16 protein-coding genes are annotated in these 23,978 nt (G+C 34.6%); 4 read left to right on the plus strand and 12 right to left on the minus strand.

Features of this window, described 5'->3' with window-relative positions; genetic code table 11:
* Positions 1–66: 66 nt before the first annotated feature.
* The 5 genes from MR062_RS15090 to MR062_RS15110 all read right to left on the minus strand — a co-directional run bounded on the left by MR062_RS15090 (position 67) and on the right by MR062_RS15110 (position 10,595).
* Positions 67–3,399: a VCBS repeat-containing protein gene (locus tag MR062_RS15090; RefSeq protein WP_242205762.1), complete on the minus strand. Its 3,333-nt coding sequence runs from the start codon at positions 3,397–3,399 to the stop codon at positions 67–69.
* Between the two features lie 320 nt (positions 3,400–3,719).
* Complete coding sequence (locus tag MR062_RS15095; protein WP_242205764.1) at positions 3,720–4,289, minus strand: discoidin domain-containing protein; 570 nt, start codon at positions 4,287–4,289, stop codon at positions 3,720–3,722.
* A 16-nt stretch (positions 4,290–4,305) separates the two neighbouring features.
* A complete protein-coding gene (locus MR062_RS15100) occupies positions 4,306–5,961 on the minus strand; it encodes a RagB/SusD family nutrient uptake outer membrane protein (protein WP_242205766.1) in 1,656 nt (551 codons plus the stop codon).
* A 25-nt stretch (positions 5,962–5,986) separates the two neighbouring features.
* Positions 5,987–9,208: a TonB-dependent receptor gene (locus MR062_RS15105; RefSeq protein WP_242205768.1), complete on the minus strand. Its 3,222-nt coding sequence runs from the start codon at positions 9,206–9,208 to the stop codon at positions 5,987–5,989.
* A 238-nt stretch (positions 9,209–9,446) separates the two neighbouring features.
* On the minus strand, positions 9,447–10,595 hold the full coding sequence (locus MR062_RS15110; protein WP_242205770.1) for a FecR family protein: 1,149 nt from the start codon (positions 10,593–10,595) through the stop codon (positions 9,447–9,449).
* A 117-nt stretch (positions 10,596–10,712) separates the two neighbouring features.
* On the opposite strand from MR062_RS15110, the gene MR062_RS15115 reads away from it, so the two are divergent.
* Complete coding sequence (locus MR062_RS15115; RefSeq protein ID WP_242205772.1) at positions 10,713–11,306, plus strand: RNA polymerase sigma factor; 594 nt, start codon at positions 10,713–10,715, stop codon at positions 11,304–11,306.
* A 16-nt stretch (positions 11,307–11,322) separates the two neighbouring features.
* Here the strand turns inward: MR062_RS15115 and MR062_RS15120 are convergent, their stop codons facing one another.
* The 3 genes from MR062_RS15120 to tilS all read right to left on the minus strand — a co-directional run bounded on the left by MR062_RS15120 (position 11,323) and on the right by tilS (position 15,412).
* Complete coding sequence (locus tag MR062_RS15120; RefSeq protein ID WP_242205774.1) at positions 11,323–12,339, minus strand: YheT family hydrolase; 1,017 nt, start codon at positions 12,337–12,339, stop codon at positions 11,323–11,325.
* A 3-nt stretch (positions 12,340–12,342) separates the two neighbouring features.
* Positions 12,343–13,965: an adenine deaminase gene (gene ade, locus MR062_RS15125; RefSeq protein WP_242205776.1), complete on the minus strand. Its 1,623-nt coding sequence runs from the start codon at positions 13,963–13,965 to the stop codon at positions 12,343–12,345.
* Positions 13,966–14,101: 136 nt separating this feature from the next.
* Complete coding sequence (tilS, locus tag MR062_RS15130; RefSeq protein ID WP_242205778.1) at positions 14,102–15,412, minus strand: tRNA lysidine(34) synthetase TilS; 1,311 nt, start codon at positions 15,410–15,412, stop codon at positions 14,102–14,104.
* 369 nt (positions 15,413–15,781) lie between these two features.
* On the opposite strand from tilS, the gene MR062_RS15135 reads away from it, so the two are divergent.
* A complete protein-coding gene (locus MR062_RS15135; protein WP_242205781.1) occupies positions 15,782–16,474 on the plus strand; it encodes a hypothetical protein in 693 nt (230 codons plus the stop codon).
* Between the two features lie 12 nt (positions 16,475–16,486).
* Here MR062_RS15135 and pabB read toward each other — a convergent pair whose 3' ends face one another.
* Positions 16,487–17,782, minus strand: coding sequence for an aminodeoxychorismate synthase component I (pabB, locus tag MR062_RS15140; RefSeq protein ID WP_242205783.1), 1,296 nt, complete (start codon positions 17,780–17,782; stop codon positions 16,487–16,489).
* A gap of 79 nt (positions 17,783–17,861) precedes the next feature.
* Between pabB and MR062_RS15145 the strand changes: the two genes are divergently transcribed.
* The gene (locus tag MR062_RS15145) at positions 17,862–18,752 is read left to right on the plus strand and encodes an aldose 1-epimerase family protein (RefSeq protein ID WP_242205784.1); all 891 of its coding nucleotides are present in this window, start codon (positions 17,862–17,864) and stop codon (positions 18,750–18,752) included.
* Positions 18,753–18,788: 36 nt separating this feature from the next.
* Positions 18,789–20,141 carry a DEAD/DEAH box helicase gene (locus tag MR062_RS15150; RefSeq protein WP_242205786.1) on the plus strand — a complete coding sequence of 451 codons (1,353 nt, stop codon included), beginning with the start codon at positions 18,789–18,791 and terminating at the stop codon, positions 20,139–20,141.
* 176 nt (positions 20,142–20,317) lie between these two features.
* On the opposite strand, the gene MR062_RS15155 is transcribed toward MR062_RS15150, so the two are convergent.
* The 3 genes from MR062_RS15155 to MR062_RS15165 all read right to left on the minus strand — a co-directional run bounded on the left by MR062_RS15155 (position 20,318) and on the right by MR062_RS15165 (position 23,661).
* Positions 20,318–20,881, minus strand: a complete 564-nt coding sequence (locus MR062_RS15155) for a hypothetical protein (protein WP_242205788.1) — start codon at positions 20,879–20,881, stop codon at positions 20,318–20,320.
* A 554-nt stretch (positions 20,882–21,435) separates the two neighbouring features.
* On the minus strand, positions 21,436–22,017 hold the full coding sequence (locus MR062_RS15160; protein ID WP_242205791.1) for a hypothetical protein: 582 nt from the start codon (positions 22,015–22,017) through the stop codon (positions 21,436–21,438).
* Positions 22,018–22,035: 18 nt separating this feature from the next.
* Positions 22,036–23,661, minus strand: coding sequence for a hypothetical protein (locus MR062_RS15165; protein ID WP_242205793.1), 1,626 nt, complete (start codon positions 23,659–23,661; stop codon positions 22,036–22,038).
* Between the last annotated feature and the right edge of the window lie 317 nt (positions 23,662–23,978).

A 23,978-nucleotide genomic window follows, 5' to 3' on the forward strand; every position in this document is an offset into this window, starting at 1 on the left:
CGTCGGCACACTCGAACTGACTGACATATTATTACTGCTTTGATTCAAAATACACGATGGGTAGAGTTAATCTAACTTTCTGTCTTTGGATATTTTAAATATTTGGTGGAAATCGTTATTATTTACCACCAAAACTTCACCTCCATTAGTTGTATTCAGTTTGTTTATGGCTCGTACATCACCATCGGCATAAAAACCTGTTTCCCTATTGTTTATATATTTGAATGCTCCACCAGACAGACCTTTTAAAAATGCCCCTGTTCCTGCATCTGCTCGTGTGGTCTCTACTTCCGATTGGTAATTATTCCCCGCCATTAATAGGTCTTTAATAGCATCGCCATCAAAATCATCGAATATGATACTATTAATTGGTGCTATTTGGGCTTCTATTGGAAATGCAGAAAACACAAAACCTTTATCCCCTTGATTCAAGAATATTCCAGATTGGAATTCAACAACTTCGTAGTGCAATGATTCCGAAAAATTATCGCCTATAATACCTGCTATATCCCTGTTTGCAAATTCGTTATAAGAGGTTATTCTTTCCTTTAAATAAGGCATTTGCTGCGCAGTGCAACCTTTACCTCTTACGGGCACTTGTTTATCGTTATAATATTTAGCGAGCATGATATCTTCTGTACCATTACCATCATAGTCCTTGGTATAAACATGAAACGGTTTTTCTTTTGAAGCATGAAACTTATAGTTAAGCCCTAGATTACCTGCCACAATATCCTGGTCTCCATCATTATCGATATCTTGAACTAAGATGGTATTCCACCAGCCTTTGGTATCGGACAGGTTTTTATATGTATCATCTTTAGACAATTCTCCTTTATTGTTAACAAAAACTTCAATGCCCATCCATTCTCCGGTAACGATCAAATCGAGATCATCATCATTATCAATATCGCTCCATTGCGCACTCGTTACCATTCCAATATGCTCCAATTCTGGCGCCTGTTCTTTTGTTTTATTTACAAAGGTTCCATTTTCATTGATTAACAAATAGCTCTCGGGTGCATAAGGATATTTACCAGGAATCACCCTTCCTCCCACAAATACATCTATATCACCATCTTGATCATAGTCTGATGTCACCACAATAGAACCGGATGTTTTAATTTCAGGTAATTTTGATGTTGAGCGTTTGAAATCATTTCTGCCGTTATTAATGTATAACCTATCCTGAAGCAACGGTGAATCTTCATCAAATTCATAGCTTCCACTCACCACATACAAATCGGCATCACCATCGTTATCGGCATCAAAGAAACTGGCACTTATATCTTCAAAGGATTTATCTTTGACAAAATCCTCGACGGTAACAGATGTAAAACCACCATCTTTATTACCCATAAGCAATTGGGCCTCTTGATTATGGCCACCTCCAATAAAGACATCATCCAATCCGTCTTGATTAAGATCCTTTACAGCAACACAAGGCCCTGTTTGCGATAGTTTGTGGGGTAATAATACCTGCTTGTCAAAATCATTAAAATCCAGATCGACATGAACTAAATCTGTTTGTTTCTCTTCAAATAGCGTATGATTTGTTGCTATATTACTTTCTGAATTTTGTTTTTCAATACTTTCAGCATAATCTATACTTAAAAGCTGATTGGTCGCTACATTATTTAGTGTTTGTGTTTTTCCATCTCCCCAGATAATTTCAACTTTAGGTACAGTTGTGGTTTGCCCCAGTCCAAAATGTAACTTATTTGATACTGACGACAAATAGCCTCTTGCATTAAAAAGCTGTCTGGTCAATACCTCTCCATTATCCTGATAGATCTTTACGGTTGATCCAACACCATAGGCATTGGTTTTGGGCCCTTTAAATACCAATTGTAAATAATTGTTGGTATTAATGGCTCTGGCATTATTTCTTAGAATAGTCGCATTTTCATCTAAATTATTGGTAACAATATCTAAGTCGCCATCGTTGTCTAAGTCTACATACACAGCACCATTAGAAAAGGTGGGTTTTTCATCGGCCCACTCAGATGAAACATCATCAAACTTAAAACCGCCTTTATTTTTAAATAAGTAGTTTGTTAGCTTTTGCTGTGGCAATTTTTGGGTGAACTCATAAAAATCCTTCTCTTTTAGATTTTCTTTGTTTGTGTTTATATACTTATTTATTGCAATATTGGTATCCCGATCCACTACATCTCTATAAATACCATTGGTAACATAGATATCATTTAATCCATCCAGATCAAAATCAGCAATAAGGGCCGCCCAACTCCAATCGGTTTTAGCCAGTCCAGACATATTAGCCACTTCACTAAAGGTACCGTTGCCATTATTTACCTGCATGACATTATGCATGTACTGGTAGTGATACCCCATGTTTATCATTTCCCAAAATCTATCAATTGACATCATAGACATAGTAGTCTTTGAACGCACATAATCTTCTGGACTCATATCCAATACCATTAGATCTGAAAATCCATCATTATTAATATCTGCAATATCACTTCCCATACTATAATAAGACATGTGTTTGAATAAAGAATCTCTTTTCTCAGAAAAGGTTCCGTCTCCATTGTTTATATAGGCAAAGTCTGGGGTTATAAAATCGTTACTTACATAAATATCTGGCCACCCATCATTATTGAGGTCTCCTACTTGTGCATTAAGCCCAAATCCTAAATCGGGCATAATACCTGCTTGTAATGAAACATCCGTAAAATGACCATTACCATCATTATTATAGAGTTTGTCTGTACCTTTAAAAGAATTTGTTTCCTGGCTATTTTTTATTTTATCCAAATCAATAATCTTATCGGATAATGCAAAACCTGAAGGTGCATTGGCAATATAAACATCCAAATCTCCGTCTTTATCGTAATCGAAGAACGTAGATGCTATAGATCTATTAGTATCTGCCAAACCATAGTCTTGCGCTTTTTCGGTAAAGGTGAGGTCACCATTATTAATATATAGCATATTTGCCAACTTTTCATCACCATTATACCAACCAGCTCGGTTTATATAAATATCTAAAAAGCCATCATTGTTAACATCGACGACGGAAGTTCCTACATCAAATCCAGGCCTTTTCTTTATTCCTGCTTTAATGGTAATATCCTCAAACTGAAAATTCCCTTTGTTTAAAAAAAGTTTGTTGTGATAAATGTTAGACGTAAAGAATAGATCTTCTAGACCATCATTATTAAAATCGGCAGCTGCCACACCACCTCCAATATAAATGTATAAGTACTTATAGTAGTGAAGTTGTTCTGACTCTAATATTTTATTTTCAAAAGTTACGCCCGAAATACTAGCTGGAATCTTAGTGAAAAGTTGAGAAGTTTCTAACTTATCAATAGTCTTCTTACAAGAAACTGATAGAACTATTAGTAAAAGTAATTTATATTTATTCAACATTGGGAAATTTTAAAATGACATATTTAACTCAACTATTTTGTGTGCAAACTTCTATTAATAATCGCTTGAAGTTATTATGCTAGCCTACATATAGGGTTTTGCTTGTAAACGTAACACCATTATTAAGTTCATACTTACTAAAAAAAGAAAAGGCTATCTGAAATTCACTATTCAATAATTATCAAGCTAAGCAAAACTAATATACATTGTTTATTATCAATGATTTAATATTTATTTTGTACTCAACGTGACATAATGATTTCTTTTCAGACAGCCTCTTTAATCAATTATTTCTATTACATTATTTAAATCTAAGCATACTAAAAGTAAGGTGAAATTTCAGCTAATGCAGCATTATTTGTGCCATCAAAAACTTTAACTACTTTAAATTTAAAATATCTTGCTGTTACAGCTTCTTCTAGGGGTTTATTTTGAACAGCTCCTGTACTGGATTTTTCTAATTCAAACTGCCCTAAAGACGTCCAGGTAGCATTATCTTCACTTATTTCTATTTCACAGATCTCAATATTTCTTGTCCCTGAAGTTCTTTGGATAAAATTAAACCCTCCAATTTGTTGGGACGTTTTCATATCAATAACAAAATAATGTGGTGGTACTGCAGTACATCCATTCCAGCAGGAATGCCAAAAAGTATCTGGGTTACGGTCAAAAGTATTCCATACCCTACCATTATTTGCTCCTTCCCCATCTTGATCCTCTTGACTCGTGTAGTCTATTACCTCCCAGTTACTTGCATCTAAAGGTACTGGAGGTAATTTAATATCAGGGTTAGGATAAACTAATTCTTCATTACATGAGAATATCATTGCTACTAAACCTACTAAGTAAAAAACAATAATAGGCCGTTTTATTTTTATAAATGTTTTCATTTTTATTTTCGCTTGATTAATCGTTTTGAATTAAACTTGGTTGCAATATTATTTGCTGTTCCGGAATAAATTCGATTACTCGAGGATGTGTAGCCGGTATCTCTAAAAATGGGTTAGCACCCGATAAGTGTCTACCCGGGTAGCGACGATTCATAGTCCGTCCATTTCTATAAACATCATATCGTCTGTGCCCCTCATAGGCCAATTCCAACCTACGCTCTTGTAAAACAACGTCCAATACACTCATGCCACTAGGTAAATTAGCTAGTGTATATTCAGGAACCCCTGCTCGAGCCCTAAGTATATTTATAGCATCCAATGCTGGTTGATCTTGCCCTCTTTTAGCTAAAGACTCTGCTTTGTTTAGATACATTTCCGCCAAACGTGAAACCATAGGCGACCACATGTGTAAATCGTCTTCCTGTAAAGAACATTTTAAGATATAAAACTTGGGGTGGCCATTTCGCTTTTCCATATCAAAATCATAGATAACATCTTGGCGACCGTTTGGCCCATCAAAATAATAAACGGTTTTACCATTTACGTCTTCTGATTCTAAAGTGTAATTATTACCATCATAATCAAAGGTAATTGTACCTCCATTATCTGTTGTTCTTGCAAACTGATAGGCATAATTAGAATCTACCCAATATACTGCTGGTATTTTACCACCATTTCCATCATCTAAATATTGTGGATCTATAAATGCACCACGCGCATCACCTGGATTTTGATTTATTAAATCTAAATAGGTTCTAGACGCGTACATTTCTCCCCATCCAGATCCTTCAACATTAGCATAAAAAGACCCAATAGTATACCAATCATCCCACTGCCCTAGCAAATCTGAATCACTACTTAACGTAACCGCAAAAATTGCCTCTTCATTATTACTAGGAATAAGCGTATTCATTACCTTAAAATCGCTATTAGCCAATAAACTATATTGACCTGAGTTAATAACCTTATTGGCATATTCTTCAGCTTTTTCATTGTTCTCCATATACAAGTACACCCTTGACAATAAGGCTTGAGCTGCCTCTTTAGATGCATAGGAAGCACCTTGGTTTATGGTCATTAAACTTTCTGCCTTTAATAAATCACTAATAACCTGATCGTAAACTTCTTGTACTGTGTGCCTATCTGGAGTATCCTCCACATCTGAAGTTAACTTAAGTGGGATTGATAAATTTCCTCCACCTTGATTATATGGTCTACCAAACACATTTCCCATTTGAAAAAACACTAAGCCTCTCAAATAATAGTTTTCCCCTAGTTGGTTATCGGTCTCCACAGACTCTCCTTCTGCAACTTGCTCTATAACGGTATTTGCTCCTACAATAATTTTATAGGAGTTTCTCCAAAACCTAGCTACTCTACTATTGGTAGGAATGGCTTGGTAATTATACAGGAAAAACAAATGATCTGTTGTACCTCCACTAAGGGTCACATTGTCCCCTGAATATTCTGAAATTCTATGCAAATCATCAACCCATCCATCATAGCCAACATCACCTTTTAAAGCAGAGTAATTACCAACGGTAATAGCGCGAACAGAACCTGGATCACTAAACAAATCATCTATTGCTATTTCATCGTATGGATTACGTTCTAACTCACATGACACTAATGAAAATGTCATCACTGAAAGCAGTATTATAAATCTTTTCATACTTTATATTTTATAATTTTAATTATTAAAATGAAACGTTTACCCCAAAAACATAACGTCTTGGTATTGGATATGTTAAACTAGGGCTACCAGACAAACCTGGACCATCATTATCATTTGGGTTACCTGTTACCACGGGTGATACTCCAGAGTAGTTGGTTATGGTAAACAAATTATCTCCAGAAACATAAACATTGGCTTTAGATAATCCTATCTTTTGTAATACCTTTTGAGGAAGGTTATATGATAAGGTTATATTACGCATTCTTAAATAACTAGCATCTTCTAAATAGCGAGACGAAGGTTTATTTGAATTTTGGTTACCCCCATCAACAGCACGTGGATGAGTAGCCATATCTCCTGGGTTTTCCCATCTACTCCAACTATCGGCCAACACTTGTTGGTTAAACGTTGAATAGAATCCATCTGAATCAAATAACTCCCTAGAAGCGTTGTATAAATAACTGCCACTTGAAAAATCGAAATTAACAGCTAATGATAATCCTTTATAATTCCAACTGGAATTAAAGCCTCCAATAAAATCTGGTGTTGAAGATTTATCTAAAATCTGTACTGTGGCTTCGTCGTACGAACTGGTATAAGACACCTCACCTGTATTAGTATCTACTTTTTCCCATAAAGGATCACCATTAGCAGGGTGTACACCCGCCCATTTACGCATATACCATGTATCTTGATCCATTCCTACTTTCCAAATCTTATTACCTCGTGGCAACTCATCTCCTTCAAATAGTCCAGCAACTTTATTTTTGTTAGCTCCGATATTGACACCTACGTTCCAATTAAAAGATTCATTTTGTACGATATCAGCAGATAAAACGGCTTCAACCCCTTTGTTGGTTATTCCTCCTACATTACGCCATTGATGGCTAAAGGCTTGTGAATCTCTTAAAGGAACTCTCCAAACTAAATCTTTTGTATCCTTATTATAATAATCTAAAGAAATATCTATTCTATCAAAAAGCTTAGCATCTATTCCTATGTTGGTTTCACTAGATTTTTCCCAGCCCAAGTCAAGATTTGGGAACTGCCTTGCTTGAACCCCAGGTTCTCCTATATATTGAGGCCCCAATCTAAAAGTGCCCTGGTAAGGGTATAAACCAGCGGTTAAATTACCCACTTCGCCTTGACTAACTCTTAATTTAAGTTCATTAACTATGTTACTCTTAAAAAAGTCTTCTTTATGAATTAACCAACTGGCTCCAACAGAATAAAAATTCCCGTATTCTTTGTCACCAGCAAATCTTGATGACCCATCCCTACGGATAGACGCTTTTAAAAAATAACGGTCTTTATAGTCATATTCTGCATATAAGAAGAAAGCTTGAAAGGCATAATCATTTTTTAACCCAGAAAAATTACCTGGTTCAGTAGCATTGTTCAATATTTCCGAACCTGCAGTGATATTATTAGCAGATACCCCAAAAGATTCATAAGCGTAATCCCTAAATTCATAGCCGCCCATTAACTTAATACTGTGGTCGTTAAAAGAGTTAGAGTACGTTAACGATTGTAATGTATATCGGGTTAATCTGTTGGCTGTGTAATCTGATATACTTCCGCCATTAGATTGCCCTGAATTTGACCTTGGGTCTGTATAATCTTTAGATAAGTATCTATAAAGTGTAAAATTATTTGCTGAATTAAATTTAAGATTTGGAATGATTTTGTATTCAAAATCAAAATTACCACTCATATTAAATGTATTGTTGGACGAGTAGTTCCATTGCTGATCGTATAGGTAGTTTCTTGAATCCCTTCCTAACCAATCCTGAGATTCCTGTGCATGAACCGGCATTCCATCTGCATCATACGGTAAATCCCAAGGTAAGTTTAAGTACAGTTCATATAAAGGAGCTTGTGCTATTCTATCCCTATCGTCAAAACTAAACGACACTTTAGGCATTATTTTTAAGCGCTCAGAGATATTATAGTCTAAATTCATTCTAAACGTATAACGATCCAATTCATTTCCTCGCAATGTACCAGTCTCATTATAAATACCTCCATTTATAAATAAGTTCAGTTTTTCAGTCCCCGAAGTGAATGTAACATTGGTTTCTTTTACAATACCTGTTTGCGAACCTAATTCTAACCAATCTGTATCTCGACTCAATAAATCTTCTGAAAACCAAGGATTCGAATTTCCAAATTGGGTGTGGTAATCGTACAATTGCTGAGAATTCATTACCTCAAAACCACCTGTATTAAGTTCGTTCATTGCAATCTTTGAACTAATAGTAATTTCCGATTTTCCTAATGAACCTCGTTTTGTAGTAACTATTACAACTCCATTAGCTCCTGAAGAACCATATAAACTTGTTGCCGAAGCATCTTTTAATACAGAAATAGAAGCCACATCATTAGGGTTTATTATTGGTGTATCATGCTGTATAACACCATCTACAACCCATAAAGGAGCATTAGAGCCATTAAAAGTTGATTTACCTCGTATTAAAATACTAGGTACAGAACCAGGCTCTCCACTAGCAGGTGTAATTTGTACCCCTGCCGCTTTACCTTGTAGCATTGAAGACACATCGGGTGTTGTAATATCTTTTAACTCATCAGACTTAATACTTACAACAGATGATGTTATAGCCTCTTTCTTTTGTGTACCGTAAGCAACAACTAATATTTCTTCTAATGAATCTACATCTTCCAATAAGGTCACATTAATAACGGTTTGTCCATTTACTGGAAGCTCCTGGGTTTTATAGCCTACATAAGAATATACCAAAACCTCATTTTCATTGACTTTAATCTTGTAATTACCATCAAAATCTGAAGTTACCCCCCTAGACGTCCCCTTTACTGTAATGGTAGCTCCTGCTAATGGCATTCCAGTATTATCTATTATTTGTCCAGTAACCTCAAGCTCCTGAACTTTTGGTGCTTGTACTGTAGTGTTTAATACCAAATCGGCTTTTTTCTTTTTCTTCAAAACAATTTGTGTTCCTCTTACTTTAAACGAGGTTTGCGTATTGCCAAAAAGGTTTTCCAAAAAATCGGCTATATCGGTTTCTTTTGCATTTACAGTAACCTTTCGTTTTAAATTAACAAACTTGGTATTGTATACAAATCTATATTCGGTGGTAGACTCAATTTTACTTATAACATTTGCGACAGTCATGTCCTCTACATCCAATGAAATTGTCTGAGAGTAACTATCATTAGCAAACATGCTGAAAAAAGAAGCAAAGACCAATAGTAAAGTTAATTTCATTTTTAAATCGAGTTTAATAAAAGGAAGGCGCCTCCCTTTTTTCTCATGGAGTTTTTTCATACTTTTAAGGTGTTAAATAGTGAATACTAAATTTTTGTTGGTATTTCACTCAAACTCTCGGGAAATGTGGCATCATTTCCCGTTTTTTTTATCGGTGTTTGAAAGTGAATTTTGTTGATTTGATTTTAGCGTTGTTTTATCTCATAGATTATGGTTTTATTTTGGTTAAAGTATATTGTTAGTTAATAAATATGGTATTCCCTTTAATGTTATATTCCAGATCGTAACTGTCGCTAAAATAACTTAGCACATTCTCCAAGGGCTCTTCATTAAAATTCGCATAAAAGATTTCATCATTCAATTCCCTATCGGTTATGATGATATTTACATTATAATAGCGCTCTAGTTTTTTGGTGATATTTTTGAACGGCATGTTCCTAAACATTAAACCGCCTTGCATCCACGCCGTATAAAGATCTGTATCAACCGCTTCGGTTGTAATTTTATACAGTCCCTTATCAAACGACCCTTTGGTCCCTGGCGTTATTGTTGTATTTTCCTTTAGCGATTCTTCATCTGTGTACAAGCCCACCGAGCCTTCTACCAAAACCACATCGGTAGCTGCATCTTCAGGATAAGCTGTTACATTAAACTCTGTACCAAATACCTGTATGTTTAAGTTATCGGCATGCACAATAAATGGGTGGTCTATATCCTTAGACACATCAAAATAAGCTTCCCCATCAAGGAATACCTGTCTTGTTTTTTCTCCTTTTATAAACTTAACGGGGTATTTTAAAGACGTACCCGCATTTAAATGCACATTCGTTCCGTCTGATAGCTTTACTTCAAAACGTTTACCATAAGGCACGGTTAATGTGTTATAAACCAACTTGTCCTCTGTGATATTATTACTATAGGTTAACTGATTTCCTTTTTGCTGACCTATTACTGTCCCTTCTTTATCAACAATTTGAGTAGAGCCATCTTCTTTAATCACTTCTATATTACCATTATCCAACTGGAGTGTTATGCTTTCCTCTGGTATAATGGGTTCTTGTTTTGCCGTAAAGTAACCTTTTTGGTACATAAAGCCCGTTCCTAAAAGCACAATAACAATAGCAGCATATTTCAATACATGCTTTACTTTACGCAATCGGTACACGCGTTTATCTTTATTAATGTATTCTAGCAATCTCTTATTGGAAAGTTCTTCATTAAAGGTTTGAATATTAAAGTCTATAGCATAATTAACTTCAACATAATTCTTAAACTCCTCTACATGATCAGGATTCTCTAGCCATGCTTCCAATGTTTCCATATCTGAAAATGAAGCCTGTTTGGTAAAGTATTTTATTATTATTTTTTGGATTTTTGGTGATATCATTTCTTTTAATCTATAGTACTACAACGTTATAATTTTACATAACCCTAACTTTTATCATAACTTTTTTTTTATTTTCGCTTCGTTTGATATTAAATCATTATCATTTCGTTAAAAAATATGAGATTTTCTTTCACAGATGACATTGCCCTTATTAAGTCCTTAAAAAAAGGAGACCCTGAGGCTTATACCTTTCTGGTGAAGAATTATCATCATAAACTTTGTGTTTATGCATACAGCCTTACAAGCGATAATGACCAGTCTGAAGATATCGTCCAAAACGTTTTTGTTAAAATTTGGAGAAAGCGCAGCAAGTTAAAAGATGACTTTTCGGTTAAAAGTTATTTATATAAAATGATATATAACGAATTTATTGATCAATACCGAAAGCAAAAAATAACCTTGGTTCTGGAAAAGAAACATATAGATGCCTTAAGTTCTATTGTTGAAGAAAAAGACGAAAAATCATTGGAACGCCTCATCGCTATTGTTAAGCAAGAAATAGAAAATCTGCCACCAAAATGTAAAAAAACATTTTTATTAAGTAAAGAAGAAGGTCTCTCCAATATAGAGATTTCAGAATACTTGGATGTATCCATTAAAACTGTTGAAGCTCATATTAGTAAAGCATTTGCATTGCTTCGTAAAGCAGTAGGCCATAAAATAAACGGCGTGCTATTTTTATTGTTTGATAGACATATAAAAACTGAATAGATTTAATAACTAGCGCTTAGCTCCTCAATCCTTCGTCCAGTTTTTTTTGTATATCCCTTGTTATTTCAATCTCTTGTAATTGGGTTTTGATAAAATCCAAAGCACGGTGCTCATTATAATAAATGTTCTTTTTATCAATAAAACCTACATGCCCTCCATGCTTAGGCATTTCCAAATATAAGTTAGGATTTTCTTTGGCCGCTTTTACCGGATAGCACTCTGGAGATAAAAACGAATCGTTTAAGGCATTTATTACCAAGGTTGGTGTTGTTATATCATGCAAATACTGCAAACTACTGGCCTTTTCATAGTAGTCCCTTGCATTTTTAAAGCCGTGTGCTTTTGCTGTATACACTTCATCAAAATCAATTAGTGTCTTTATGGAATATATGTCATTTTCACTCAAAACATCCTTAAATCGTTGCTGCTTTTTCTTTAACCTATTTACTAGGTGTCTCTTAAACCTATCGTGATACAACCTATTTTTTGTACGAAGTAATTCCTTGGCCGATCCATAAAGATAGCAGGGTGCCGATACCGCTATTGCTGCTTTAACCTGGAAAGGCACTTCGTTCCGTTCTCCTAAATATTTTAGAACCATATTACCCCCTAGGCTAATACCCTTTATATATACTTCTTCATATTCCTTCTCATTTACAACATGTTCTACAACTGCTTTTAAGTCGTCGGTAGCACCAGAGTGGTAACTGTAATATTTTAAATTATCATAGCCACTACAGCCTCTAAAGTTCACACAAACGGCATCTATACCATTATCATTAAAAAGCTTAGCTGCCCCTGTTACATAGGGACGCTGACCGTGGCCTTCAAGCCCATGCAATAAAATAATAAGTTTGTTGTTTTTCTCCTTTGAAAAACTCCAGTCCAAATCCAAAAAATCCCCATCACTTAAAGTAATGCGTTCACGTTCTTGGTTTAACGAAATGCGTCTTACCAATCCTGAATAAACGGTAGCTATAAATCCGTTTTTAAAATAAAATGGAGGTTTGTAGGTAGGTTCTACTATGGGCATAAACTAATTAATTTCTAAGGTTGTGAATTCAAAAGTATTTCCGTTGAACAATCCTTTATCGCTTAATTTCAACGCAGGAATAACCAGCAATGCCATAAAGGACAAGGTCATATATGGTGCGATTAACATAGATCCCAATCGCTTAGCCATGGCATCTAATTTGGCATATTGCTGTCCAATGGTATCTCCATCTTTATCACTCATGATTCCAGCAACAGGTAGTGGCATTATATGACTTTCTGTATCAGATATGGCGCAAATACCTCCTTTATGTTCTATGATTAAGTTAACGGCTTTACAAATAGCCTCGTCTGAAACTCCAACAGCAATAATATTATGGGAATCGTGTCCCACTGAAGAGGCTATAGCGCCTTCCTGCAATCCAAAATTCTTAATAAACGCTAAAGCAGGTTTTTGATTTTTATAGCGGTTTACCACAGCCATCTTTAAAATATCTGTTTTTGTATTTGATACTAAATTACCACCTTCTAGAGTTGCATTGCCAATTATTTCATTGGTGACCAATTGCCCTTCCAAGGCCTCGATAACCCTAATTTGCCTAGCGGAAGATTCTACTTTAAAATCTAAAACCTCTTTCTTATTACAATTAAAATTATTGGGAATGGCTATTTTTACTGACTCTATTAAAGACTTTCCTTGGTTAAAAACCAACTCACCATTAACATAGGTTTGTAGCGTCTTAAACGTCTTAAGATCCTCAACAACAATGCAATCGGCTGCATCACCTTCGTTTAACAACCCCACTTCCAAATTATAATGCTTAACCGGATTGATACAAGCCACCTGCAAGACTTTAAAAAGATCAATCCCTTTAGCGATTGCCCTGGCACATAGCTGATTGATATGCCCAAGCATTAAATCGTCTGGATGCTTATCGTCACTACAAAACATCATGTTTTCGAAATGATCAGGCAACAACTCGATAAGGGCTTCAAAGTTTTTGGCTGCACTCCCCTCCCGAATTAAAATCTTCATGCCTTTTTGTAGCTTTTCCAAGGCTTCATCATAAGTAAAGCATTCATGATCTGTGGAAATCCCACTGCTGATATATTTGGAAATCGCATCTCCTCTTAAACCGGGTGCATGGCCATCTATGGGTTTTCCATTCTGTTTTGCCCAGGCCAGTTTCTTTAGGACTTCTTCATCATTAAGCAACACCCCGGGATAGTTCATCATTTCTGCCAAATACTTAATATCTGGATTTTCTAAAAGCTTTTTTATGCCATCTGAATCTATTACCGCTCCAGCCGATTCAAACGCTGTTGCCGGCACACAGGACGGCGCCCCAAAATTAAATTTGAAAGGCACTTGCTTGCCATTTTCAATCATAAACTCAACACCCTTAACACCCAATACATTGGCAATTTCATGCGGATCGGAAACCGTAGCAACTGTACCATGCTTAACCGCTAATCGAGCAAATTCGCTTGGCACCAACATAGAGCTTTCTATATGGATATGTGCATCAATAAAACCAGGAAGGATATAATGATTAACATCATGGTCTTTGGCTTCAATAGCAGCAATACGTCCATTAGAGATCGTTATTTCTCCTTTAAAAATGCGTTGGTTTGGGATGTCTACTATTTGGCCTTGTAGTTTCAATTTATAAACTTATTTCAATATTTCTTTCAATATATTCTCGATTACTTATTAAGTGGCTTCATTTATATTTTAATTTTTATATGTGGATTCCTGCCTCCCCTTCGACAAGCTCAGGGTAATACGCAGGAATGACAAATCATCTCAATTCTATCTTAAGAATGTGTTTGGTATGGTCTGTAACCCGAAAACGGTTATCTGCGCGTCTGCCAACTACCCATACAATGGCATCTTCTGTACATAACAACCAAGCATTTTCTTTATCTAAAAGCGATAGTTTTTCATCCTTAAAATATTTGCTCAACTTCTTTCTTCCGGTCATGCCCAAAGGATAAAAATACTCGCCTTCCTTCTTTTTTCGAAGCTTCAACGGAAATTGCAACAGGGCTTTATCTACATAAATGCAATTTGCGTTTGTTTCTGAAATTGTATCAACTTCAGTAAAACGCAATGTACCTAAAGGGGTTTCTACAGCTGACAATTGTTCTAAAACCAACACAGCTTCACGCTCTCCCTTATTAATTTCACTTAACAGTAAATGCGTCCGGTTTTTTATTAAACGATGGGTTTTGGAAAGCACATACTTGCCGGTTTCGGCATCTAACAAATGGGTAACATCTTCCCATTCGGTAAAACCATAGCTCTTAAAGACTTCATATAGATAGGCCTTGGGGTTATCCAGCTTTTTAAATTCTGAAACTTTAAACGCCATAACATTACCACCCAAACGTTCCATGGTGTTATTTAAAAACGTTTCAATACTGTCCTTTATAATATTTGACGACGCATTTAAATTATCCAAAGTCGTTTGAAAGCTTTGCAACAAACTTGGGTTAATGGTCTTTAGAATTGGCACCACTTCATGCCTTAGCTTATTCCGCAAGTATTTAACCGATTTGTTACTGCTATCGTCCCGCCATTTAATGTTATGGGATTTAGCAAAATCCACAATATCATCTTCAGAAAAAGGTAATAATGGCCTAACAAATTTATCATTAACTTCTGGAATTCCTGTAAGCCCTTCCAAGCCGGTTCCCCTTGTGAAATTAATTAGAAAGGTTTCCAGATTATCATCGGCATGGTGTGCCGTTAAAATATAGTTGAAATGCAATTGTTCTGCCAATTCCGTAAACCAGTTGTAGCGCAGTTCCCGAGCGGCCATTTGAATGGAAAGCTTCTGTGCTTTGGCATAGGTTTCTGTATCAAAACTTTCAACAAAAACTTCAACATCTAAGTCTTCGGCCAAATCCAGTACAAAGGATTCATCCAAATCACTTTCATCACCCCTTAAATTAAAATTGCAATGGGCCAACGCTATATTTAAGCCCATTTTATAACATAAATGGGTCAATACAACACTATCCACACCGCCAGAAATGGCAATTAAAAGCTTCCCATCATTTAAAAAAGGCAATCGAGAATTTATATGGTTTTTGAATGTCTCTAGCATGTGTTCAAATATACAACATTGCCTTTTGAAATTTGCATGATACTTTTTATTGAATCTACGGCATACATCATTTTAAAGATTGAAAGGATTGATAAAAATTGAAGGGATTGATAATGATGAAAACATTAATGATTGAAGATTGAAGATTGATGATTAACGATTAACGAAATTTGATTAACCGAACACTAAATACTGAATACTGATTACTGATTACTGATTACTGAACACTGAATACTGCGACTGAACACTGAAGGGAAACGATGACTTGTCATCTATTTGGCTTAAAAAACCTTATGCAAAGTTGATATTTGTCATAAACCAACTCTAGTAATTTTGTAACTTTAGAGTATCATCTTAAACCTTAGTATTATGAGCTCTTTAGAAAGATTAAACGATAAAACAGCCCAAAAGGCTTTCAATAAAAAAGTAGTTTCTGTAACACAGCATTTAAGGGCTTATGTAAAGCATAGGTTATATATTGCTGAATCTACAGGAATTATCCCCAAAAACATGTATAATTCCAATGACTTGATAGATGAAGCTATTGCTAAATTCTACGAACAAGGCTTTAATATTGATGCTGATACTTTAGCTATTAAACTGAAACTCTTTAAAATTGTTGATACCGATATAGATAGCCTTTTCCAAAAAGAAGCATTTCACAAAAATACCTTCAGCACTGATGCTATTTTAAATGAAGAGCTCGACGGCTTGGAGGAAAATTTTACCGTTGATGAAGACTTTGATTTTATTATGCATGAGGAATTAAATGATATTTCATATAAACAAAGCCGTAAGCACCAACATGTTTTTGTTTACGACGATACAGATATCACTTTGGCCAGTGCTTTTGAAATTGAAAATATTAAAGGTTTACAGCTAAAAAATACGCTTGGTAAATTTTACTCCTTTTTACCTTTTAACGTGTCTGATATTATCGATCTTTTTGTTTTTGGTAGATTGGACTTTGATGCCATTGCCAAAGTAAAAAACATTGAACCAAAACGTGTTGAGCGTATTCTAACCTTAGCTGAAGAAGCCATAAAAAAGAATTTAGACTAAAAGCCTGTTTAATTACGAATTCTCTAAAACAGTACGCATAGCCTTGGCTTTAACCAAACATTCCTCGTATTCCTTTAGCGGGTCACTCTTTGCTGTAATGGCACTACCTACCGAATAGGATACATACTGCCTAGAAGCGTTGTACAGAATACTTCTAATAACTACGTTAAAATCGAAGTCACCATGGGGTGTAAAATAACCAATGGCTCCAGAGTAAACACCTCGCTTGGTTTCCTCTAAGGCCTCTATAATTTGCATGGCCGAGATTTTGGGAGCGCCCGTCATACTTCCCATAGGAAAAGTACTTTCAATAATGTCAACTGGATGAATAGCAGGATCAACATCTGCCGTAACGGTCGATATCATTTGATGCACTTGATTGAAGGTATATACCTTACACAATTCTTCAACCGCAACACTACCTTTTATAGCTGTTTTGGATAAATCGTTACGTACCAAGTCCACGATCATAATATTCTCACTACGCTCTTTGCTATCGTTTAATAAAGCCGATTTTAACAGCCTATCCTCTTCCAAATCCACCGACCGTTTTGCTGTACCTTTTATGGGCTGGGAAATGACCTTTTGCCCCTTTTTTTTTAAATAACGCTCCGGCGAAGCACTTAAGGCATACTTATCATGTAACTTTATAAACGACGCAAATGGCGGTTTGGAAATTTTATTTAATTTATTGTACGTCTCTAGCGGATCTATTTGAGTATCTTCAGCATAAAACTCCTGACAAAAATTCGCCTCATAAACATCTCCCCTACGAATATGATCAAGCATTTGGGTTACCTTTTCAAAATACTCATCCTTATGGATACGCAACTTTATTCTAACATCATCTTTGCTTGGTGAATTATTTGGTGTGGTTATTTGTTCAATTGCTTTTAAATCCTGGGCAACTTCAGCTTCAACACATTTTAAATATAGTACTTCTACGGTGTCCCCTTTAACCAAAAACAACTTTTTAGGTTGAAAAAAGTATAAATCGGGAAAAGCCAATCCGTCAAAATTGGCGGAGTTTAAATGCTCCACAGCATTTTTTAAATCATAAGTTAAATAGCCAAAAATCCAATCTTGGGTATGGATTTGATATTCTTTTAACTTTTCAAAAGCCTGATAATAATCGGTCTGGATCCCCGTAAAGGCATCTACAGCTAAAATAGCATCAAAATTAGAGTACTCCTGCTCATAGCTATTGGAATCTAGCCAAACGACATCGTCGTATTGCTGTCCCCAAAGCAGTATCTTATTCTTAAACTCATCAATAAAATCTATATTAAAAGTCTGTGATGTTCTCAACAAAAAAAAGATTAAGCCGTAAAGTTAGTTAGATTACTTAAAAAATCAGGAATTTTGCACCTACTTTAAATGAATTTTGATGCACACACTTAAAAACGACAAACTGGAAATTACCATAAAGCAAATTGGAGCTGAACTGTGTAAAATTAAATCGGCAAAGCACAACACCAATTTTATGTGGGATGGCAACCCAAATATTTGGAACGGGATTTCGCCAGTTCTCTTCCCAATAATTGGAGCGCTAAAGGATGGTTCATATAACTTTAATGGTGCTGATTATAAACTTCCTAAACATGGTTTTATTAGGCATAATGAAAACATGCTATTGGATAAAAAAAACAGTAATAGTCTAATTTTCAAATTGGGTTACAATGAAGCGCTATTGAAAATGTACCCTTTTAAATTTGAATTTTATATAAGCTACTTGCTTAAAGATAACACGCTTGAAGTAACCCATACCGTAAAAAACCGTGATAATAAAACCATATATTTTTCGGTGGGAGGCCATCCTGCCTTTAAATGCCCTGTTTTTGATGATGAAACTTACAACGACTACAAATTAGAACTAGAACACAACGAAACCGCAAAAAGGCACTTAATCAATTTAGAAAACGGACTGATAGCTGATAATACAGAACCTGTTTTTAATGATTCCAACATTATAAAATTAAGGCACGACTTGTTTGATAATGATGCTTTGGTTTTTAAGAATTTAAGATCTAGAAAAGTAACCTTAATGAGCAACAAATATGGTGCTATCCTAACGGTAAGCTATCCTGACTTCCCCTATTTGGGTATTTGGGCAAAACCCGAAGGTGATTTTGTATGTATAGAACCTTGGTTAGGCATCGCTGATAGTGAAACTACCAACCAGGATTTTAAAACCAAGGAAGGCATCTTGACATTGGTTCCCAACAAATTGTTTAAAGCCAGTTATACCATAGAAATTAACAATTCCCTTTTGGTCTAATAAATTAGTGGTAGATTTGCAATCTAAATACTTGCTGTGACATTTTCCGATTTAAAATTAAACACGCCACTTTTAAATGCCCTTGACGATTTAGGGTTTATCACCCCCACTCCCATACAGGAAAAAGCCTTTAACGTTGTGGCTTCTGGTAAAGATACCGTTGGCATAGCTCAAACAGGTACAGGTAAAACCTTTGCCTATATGCTGCCCATTTTAAAAAACTTGCCGTTTTCCAGGCAAGAGAACCCAAGGGTTTTGGTTTTAGTGCCTACAAGAGAACTGGTCATACAAGTTGTTGAAGAAATTGAAAAACTTTCTAAATACATTAACAACCGTGTATTGGGCGTTTATGGAGGTACCAATATCAATACCCAAAAGCAAGCTGTTGCCGAAGGGTTGGATATTTTAGTAGCTACACCAGGCCGCTTATACGATTTGGCCGTAAGCAGGGTGCTTCAATTAAAATCGATACAAAAACTGGTAATCGATGAAGTGGATGTGATGTTGGATTTAGGCTTTAGGCACCAACTTATCAATATTTTTGATATTCTTCCCGAGCGCCGACAAAACATCATGTTTTCGGCAACCATGACACATGATGTAGATGCCTTGCTAAATGATTTCTTTAAAACACCAGAACGCATTTCTATAGCCGTTTCGGGAACACCATTAGATAATATAGACCAAACACGCTATAACGTTCCTAACTTTTACACCAAGGTTAACCTACTCGTTCACCTTTTAAATGACACCGAAACGTTTAACAAAGTACTTATTTTCGTGGCGTATAAGCGAATGGCAGACCGTTTGTTTGAAAAGCTTGAAGAGGTGTTTCATAACGAACTCTGCGTTATACACTCCAACAAAACCCAAAACTACAGGTTACGAAGCATAGAACAGTTTAAGGAAGGGCAAAACCGCATTTTAGTAGCGACCGATGTTATGGCTCGTGGATTAGATATAGACAATATATCGCATGTTATCAATTTTGACACCCCTGAATTCCCAGAAAACTACATGCACCGCATTGGTAGAACAGGGCGTGCCGAACGTAAGGGAGCTTCCATTGTGTTCTCAACCGAGAAGGAACAAGAAGCCTTATCGCGTATTGAAGCGCTTATGCAAATGGAAATTCCATTAATAGAATTACCAGAGCCTGTAGAAATTTCAACCGAACTTATTGAAGAAGAGCGTCCTCAAATTAAAGAACATTACAACCCTTTAAAGTCTAAAGCAGAAGATGTTCCCGGTCCTGCTTTTCATGAAAAAAAGACTAAAAACAAAAAAGTTAACCTTGGAGGTTCCTACCGAAGGGAGATAACAAAGAAGTATAAAAAGCCTAAAACCCGTGGGGATAAAAATTACAATAGGCGGAATAAGAAAAAGTAAATCGTTTACAGTAAATAGTCGCCGTTTCCAGTCAAAGTTAACCGAAATGCTATTCTTTACCTTTATCCCTAAGCCCATTTGGCAACGGATCTACAACAAATTTCAGCCTTAAGTGAAAATGGCTAATTGGTGGTTCTGGAACCTTTATTCAGAATGGAGTTACGCTTTTGTTTAATTTAAAATCGATACCCAATTCGCAAATGTAAATTCAGAGCAGTTTCTCCTTCATTTTCCAAGTATCCAACACTTTTGGCGAAAATATACTTATAGCCAATACCTATTCCAGTTTCATATGTAAAATGATTTCCAATGTTCCTTCTAATTCCCCAGGTTGGAATAATGGAAATTTGATCAGCCACTTCTACATTATTATAATTTGAAATTACAAACCAATTTGGATTATAACTTGTCTGAATAGTTAAAAAATTTCCACTATTCCCTCTAATATTTCTGGATTTAGATACTCGTTTATCTAAATTATAATACCACCTTGGTTCTAATCTAATAACAGGTGTCATTAAATATCCTTTTTTCGGATAGAAACTTCCAAACCAAAATCCAGCATCCATTCCAATTTCTACTCTTAAAGCTATTTGGTTTGATAATTTTGTTTCTCTATGAGCCCAAATTCCTAAAACTCCTGTTTGTATTCCATAAGTAGATTGTTCTACACTTACATTCTGAGATTTTGCTATAAAAGTCAATCCGCAAAAAGTCAAGGTCAATAAGATTTTTTTCATTAGGCCAAATTTTCTATAGTTTAAAGTTTATACAACTAGTATGACAATTTAAAATCTAAAAGATTTGATTAAATATATTGAGCCTAAATGTTATGAAAAATAAAAATGGAGGAGGCAACCTTATTGACTAACATCTACATAGATAAACAGCTTTTTTTGAGCATAAATGGATACATGGGAGATAAATGATTAAAAAAACATAATACTTATGTTATTTAGCCTAATTATATTTAATAAATACCTATTAAGTATTTATAGATAAAGTATCAATTCTAGAGATCAAAAGTTTTGTAATCACCTTCCACACGGGCGTACTACAAATGCCATACTTAAGGCTATTAACAATTGATGATTGCCCGAACACCGAACACTGAATTACTACAAAAGCGATATTCATCATACATTCTTCATCTTACTAATATAACTTTAATAGTTTATTCAAAAAAAGTGCGGTTTATTGTGTCATTTTCAATTTTAAATTAATTATATCCAAAGTTTAGCTCTTTACTATTCATGTATTTTGATACCAAATTATCATTTCACATTATTATTATTTAGAATTTCACACCCAAACTAGCCCCAAATGACTTTACTGTTAATGATCGAGGTCTTTCATTTGATCCACCCAGCAAAGGTTTTGAACCGTCTAATTTAAAATAATTTTGTTCAAAAAATAGATTTCCAATAATGTTAAAATTATCTTTTTTTATAAAAGGAATTCCTAATCCCAATCTTAAATTATTTCCATTTCTAAACCTCTTTTTATTTAGAGTGAAATTATTTACTTCTTGTAAATAAATATAAACATTGTTCCTGTCTACAAAGAAATATTTCAATACTCCACCAAGTTTTATCATCGAAAAATTGGGTTTTGATTGCGTTTGAAAACCTCCAATGAGACCAATACTTAACTTTTTAAATAAGAAGTAATTGCGACTTCCTTGAAAACCAAAAGAGTTTAACAAAAAACCATCCTCTTTTAGTTCTTTTTCAATTATTTTATTTTTGTCATCATTATAGAAATAGTCCTTCTTGTTAGGAAATACAAAATCCATTTCAAAAGAGGTTCCCCATTTACTTTGCGCAAAACCCAATCCGAAAGCGAAAACAAATATTATTCTAAAAAAATGTTTCATAAAATGTATAATTTAAAGCTATCTAATCATTCTATTACCTTTCCAAGTATTACCTCGTCTAGCCATTCCATAAAAGTCTAGCTCATAATAAGTATAATTTCTGAACTTAGCATTTGAAGGTCCTATACTGAATTTAATACCGCCATTTTTACAATCAATGCATTTTGATACTTTAATTTCAAAACTAACATCTGAATAAAACTTATGCTTTATTTTATTATCGTTTGTTTTTTTTAACCTATCTGCAAAATATAAAACTTCTATTTCCTCATCATCCTTTTGATAAATAACAACAAATTTTCTCTTTATACTACCTTTACTTTTTAAAAAATCAAACCCAGCTCCATAAAGTGCTTTGATATTTGATTCAGTATATATAGTATTTCCTGTTGTTAGATTTATATTTAAGTTTCCAATTAATGGGATTTTAGGAATGTAAATATTTAAAATATCATGATCATCATAATCAAAGAAGGGCAACTCATTTTTTGTCACATTTATAGCAGTCTCGACCCAATTGTTAGCTTGACTATATTTAGTATAATATGTTGCATTATACATATAAATTGGTGCCTTGCCTAAATTAGTAAATAATTGAGGATGAGAGTAAGAATTAATTTCAGGCTCTGGTCTTTTATACTTTAAGTAAATTGTATTTATCCCTAAATGTAATTCATCAGATTTAGAAGCCCACCAAATGCCTAACCTTTTTCTCTGGGTTTTAGTAAGTATGCCAGCAGAGGCATAAATTAACCATTTTTGATCCCAAAATTCTGTTTTTATCCTGTGCTTACTGTCAAAATAATTTGTACAGTAATAACTTTTACCAAATATATTTTGAAACCAATTATCACGTCCCTCACATACTGGTAGCCCACTAATTAATTGTTGCAATTTTTCTTCTCCCGAAATTTGGGGAATTGGCGGAGGCATATTTCCGCCTATTACATCTCCTCCATTGCAATCATCTTCAATTGGTGCTACATATCTGTAAACTTTGTCTCTTACTCTTGTAATACCTGCATACATTTCTCTTTCTCTACACAAATCTATAGGAACTAACTTTGCTGTTTTTGAGAAAGATTTACTGACATTTTCATTTTCTTCTTTAAAATAATCAAATAAATAAGTAGAGTCCTTTACATGTGCAAAAAACATACCTTTGTCTTCAGTAAACTTATAAATACTATCGCTTACTATAATTTCATTATCTTCATTTACAAGTCCTGCCAAAAGAGGGTCCTTTATAAATCCATCAGAGTCTTCTCCTTTATAGGCCTCCGATGTTTTACCATGTAATCCTGAAGAAGATTTATATAGTTGCCTCTTCAAATTTATTTCTCCCGAAAGTTTAGCTAGTAGTTGTTCATTTTCAGAATTTATAATTGGTGTATGAGAACGAAACCCCTTTTGGTAAAATTTCTCAAATTCTTGTTCAATTTTGCCTTCACCTTGATTTTGAAGTTCCTCAATGGTTTCCTTTAATGATTCTTTTGATGAAAAGACAAATCTTCCATTTTTAATGTTTTTTTCAACTATTGATTCGGATTGATTTTTTTCTAAATTGTTCAATTCTAAATTATCTTGGCAAGAGATCAAAATTAAAGATAGAATTAATGTGATTTGGTATTTATATGCTTTCATTTTTTTTTTGTTATAAAATCAAAAGATTGAGTAGGGTATTCTCCAATTCTGAATCTTCACCAAAAGAGTTTGATTTCTTAACTTTATGGTGGTTTCATTTCAATAAACAATATTTTTTATGTGGTACAAGTACCCGACAAATGCTTTCTACAGCACTAATCTTGTGTTCGGGTATATCACGTGAATACCTTATAATACTGTTTAAAGTCTTTTAAGGATTTGATTAAATATATTGAGCCTAAATGTTATGAAAAATAAAAATGGAGGAGACAACCTTATTGACTAACATCTACATAGATAAACAGCTTTTTTTTGAG

Source organism: Aestuariivivens insulae, from assembly GCF_022662195.1.
Classification (GTDB): Bacteria; Bacteroidota; Bacteroidia; order Flavobacteriales; family Flavobacteriaceae; genus Aestuariivivens; species Aestuariivivens insulae.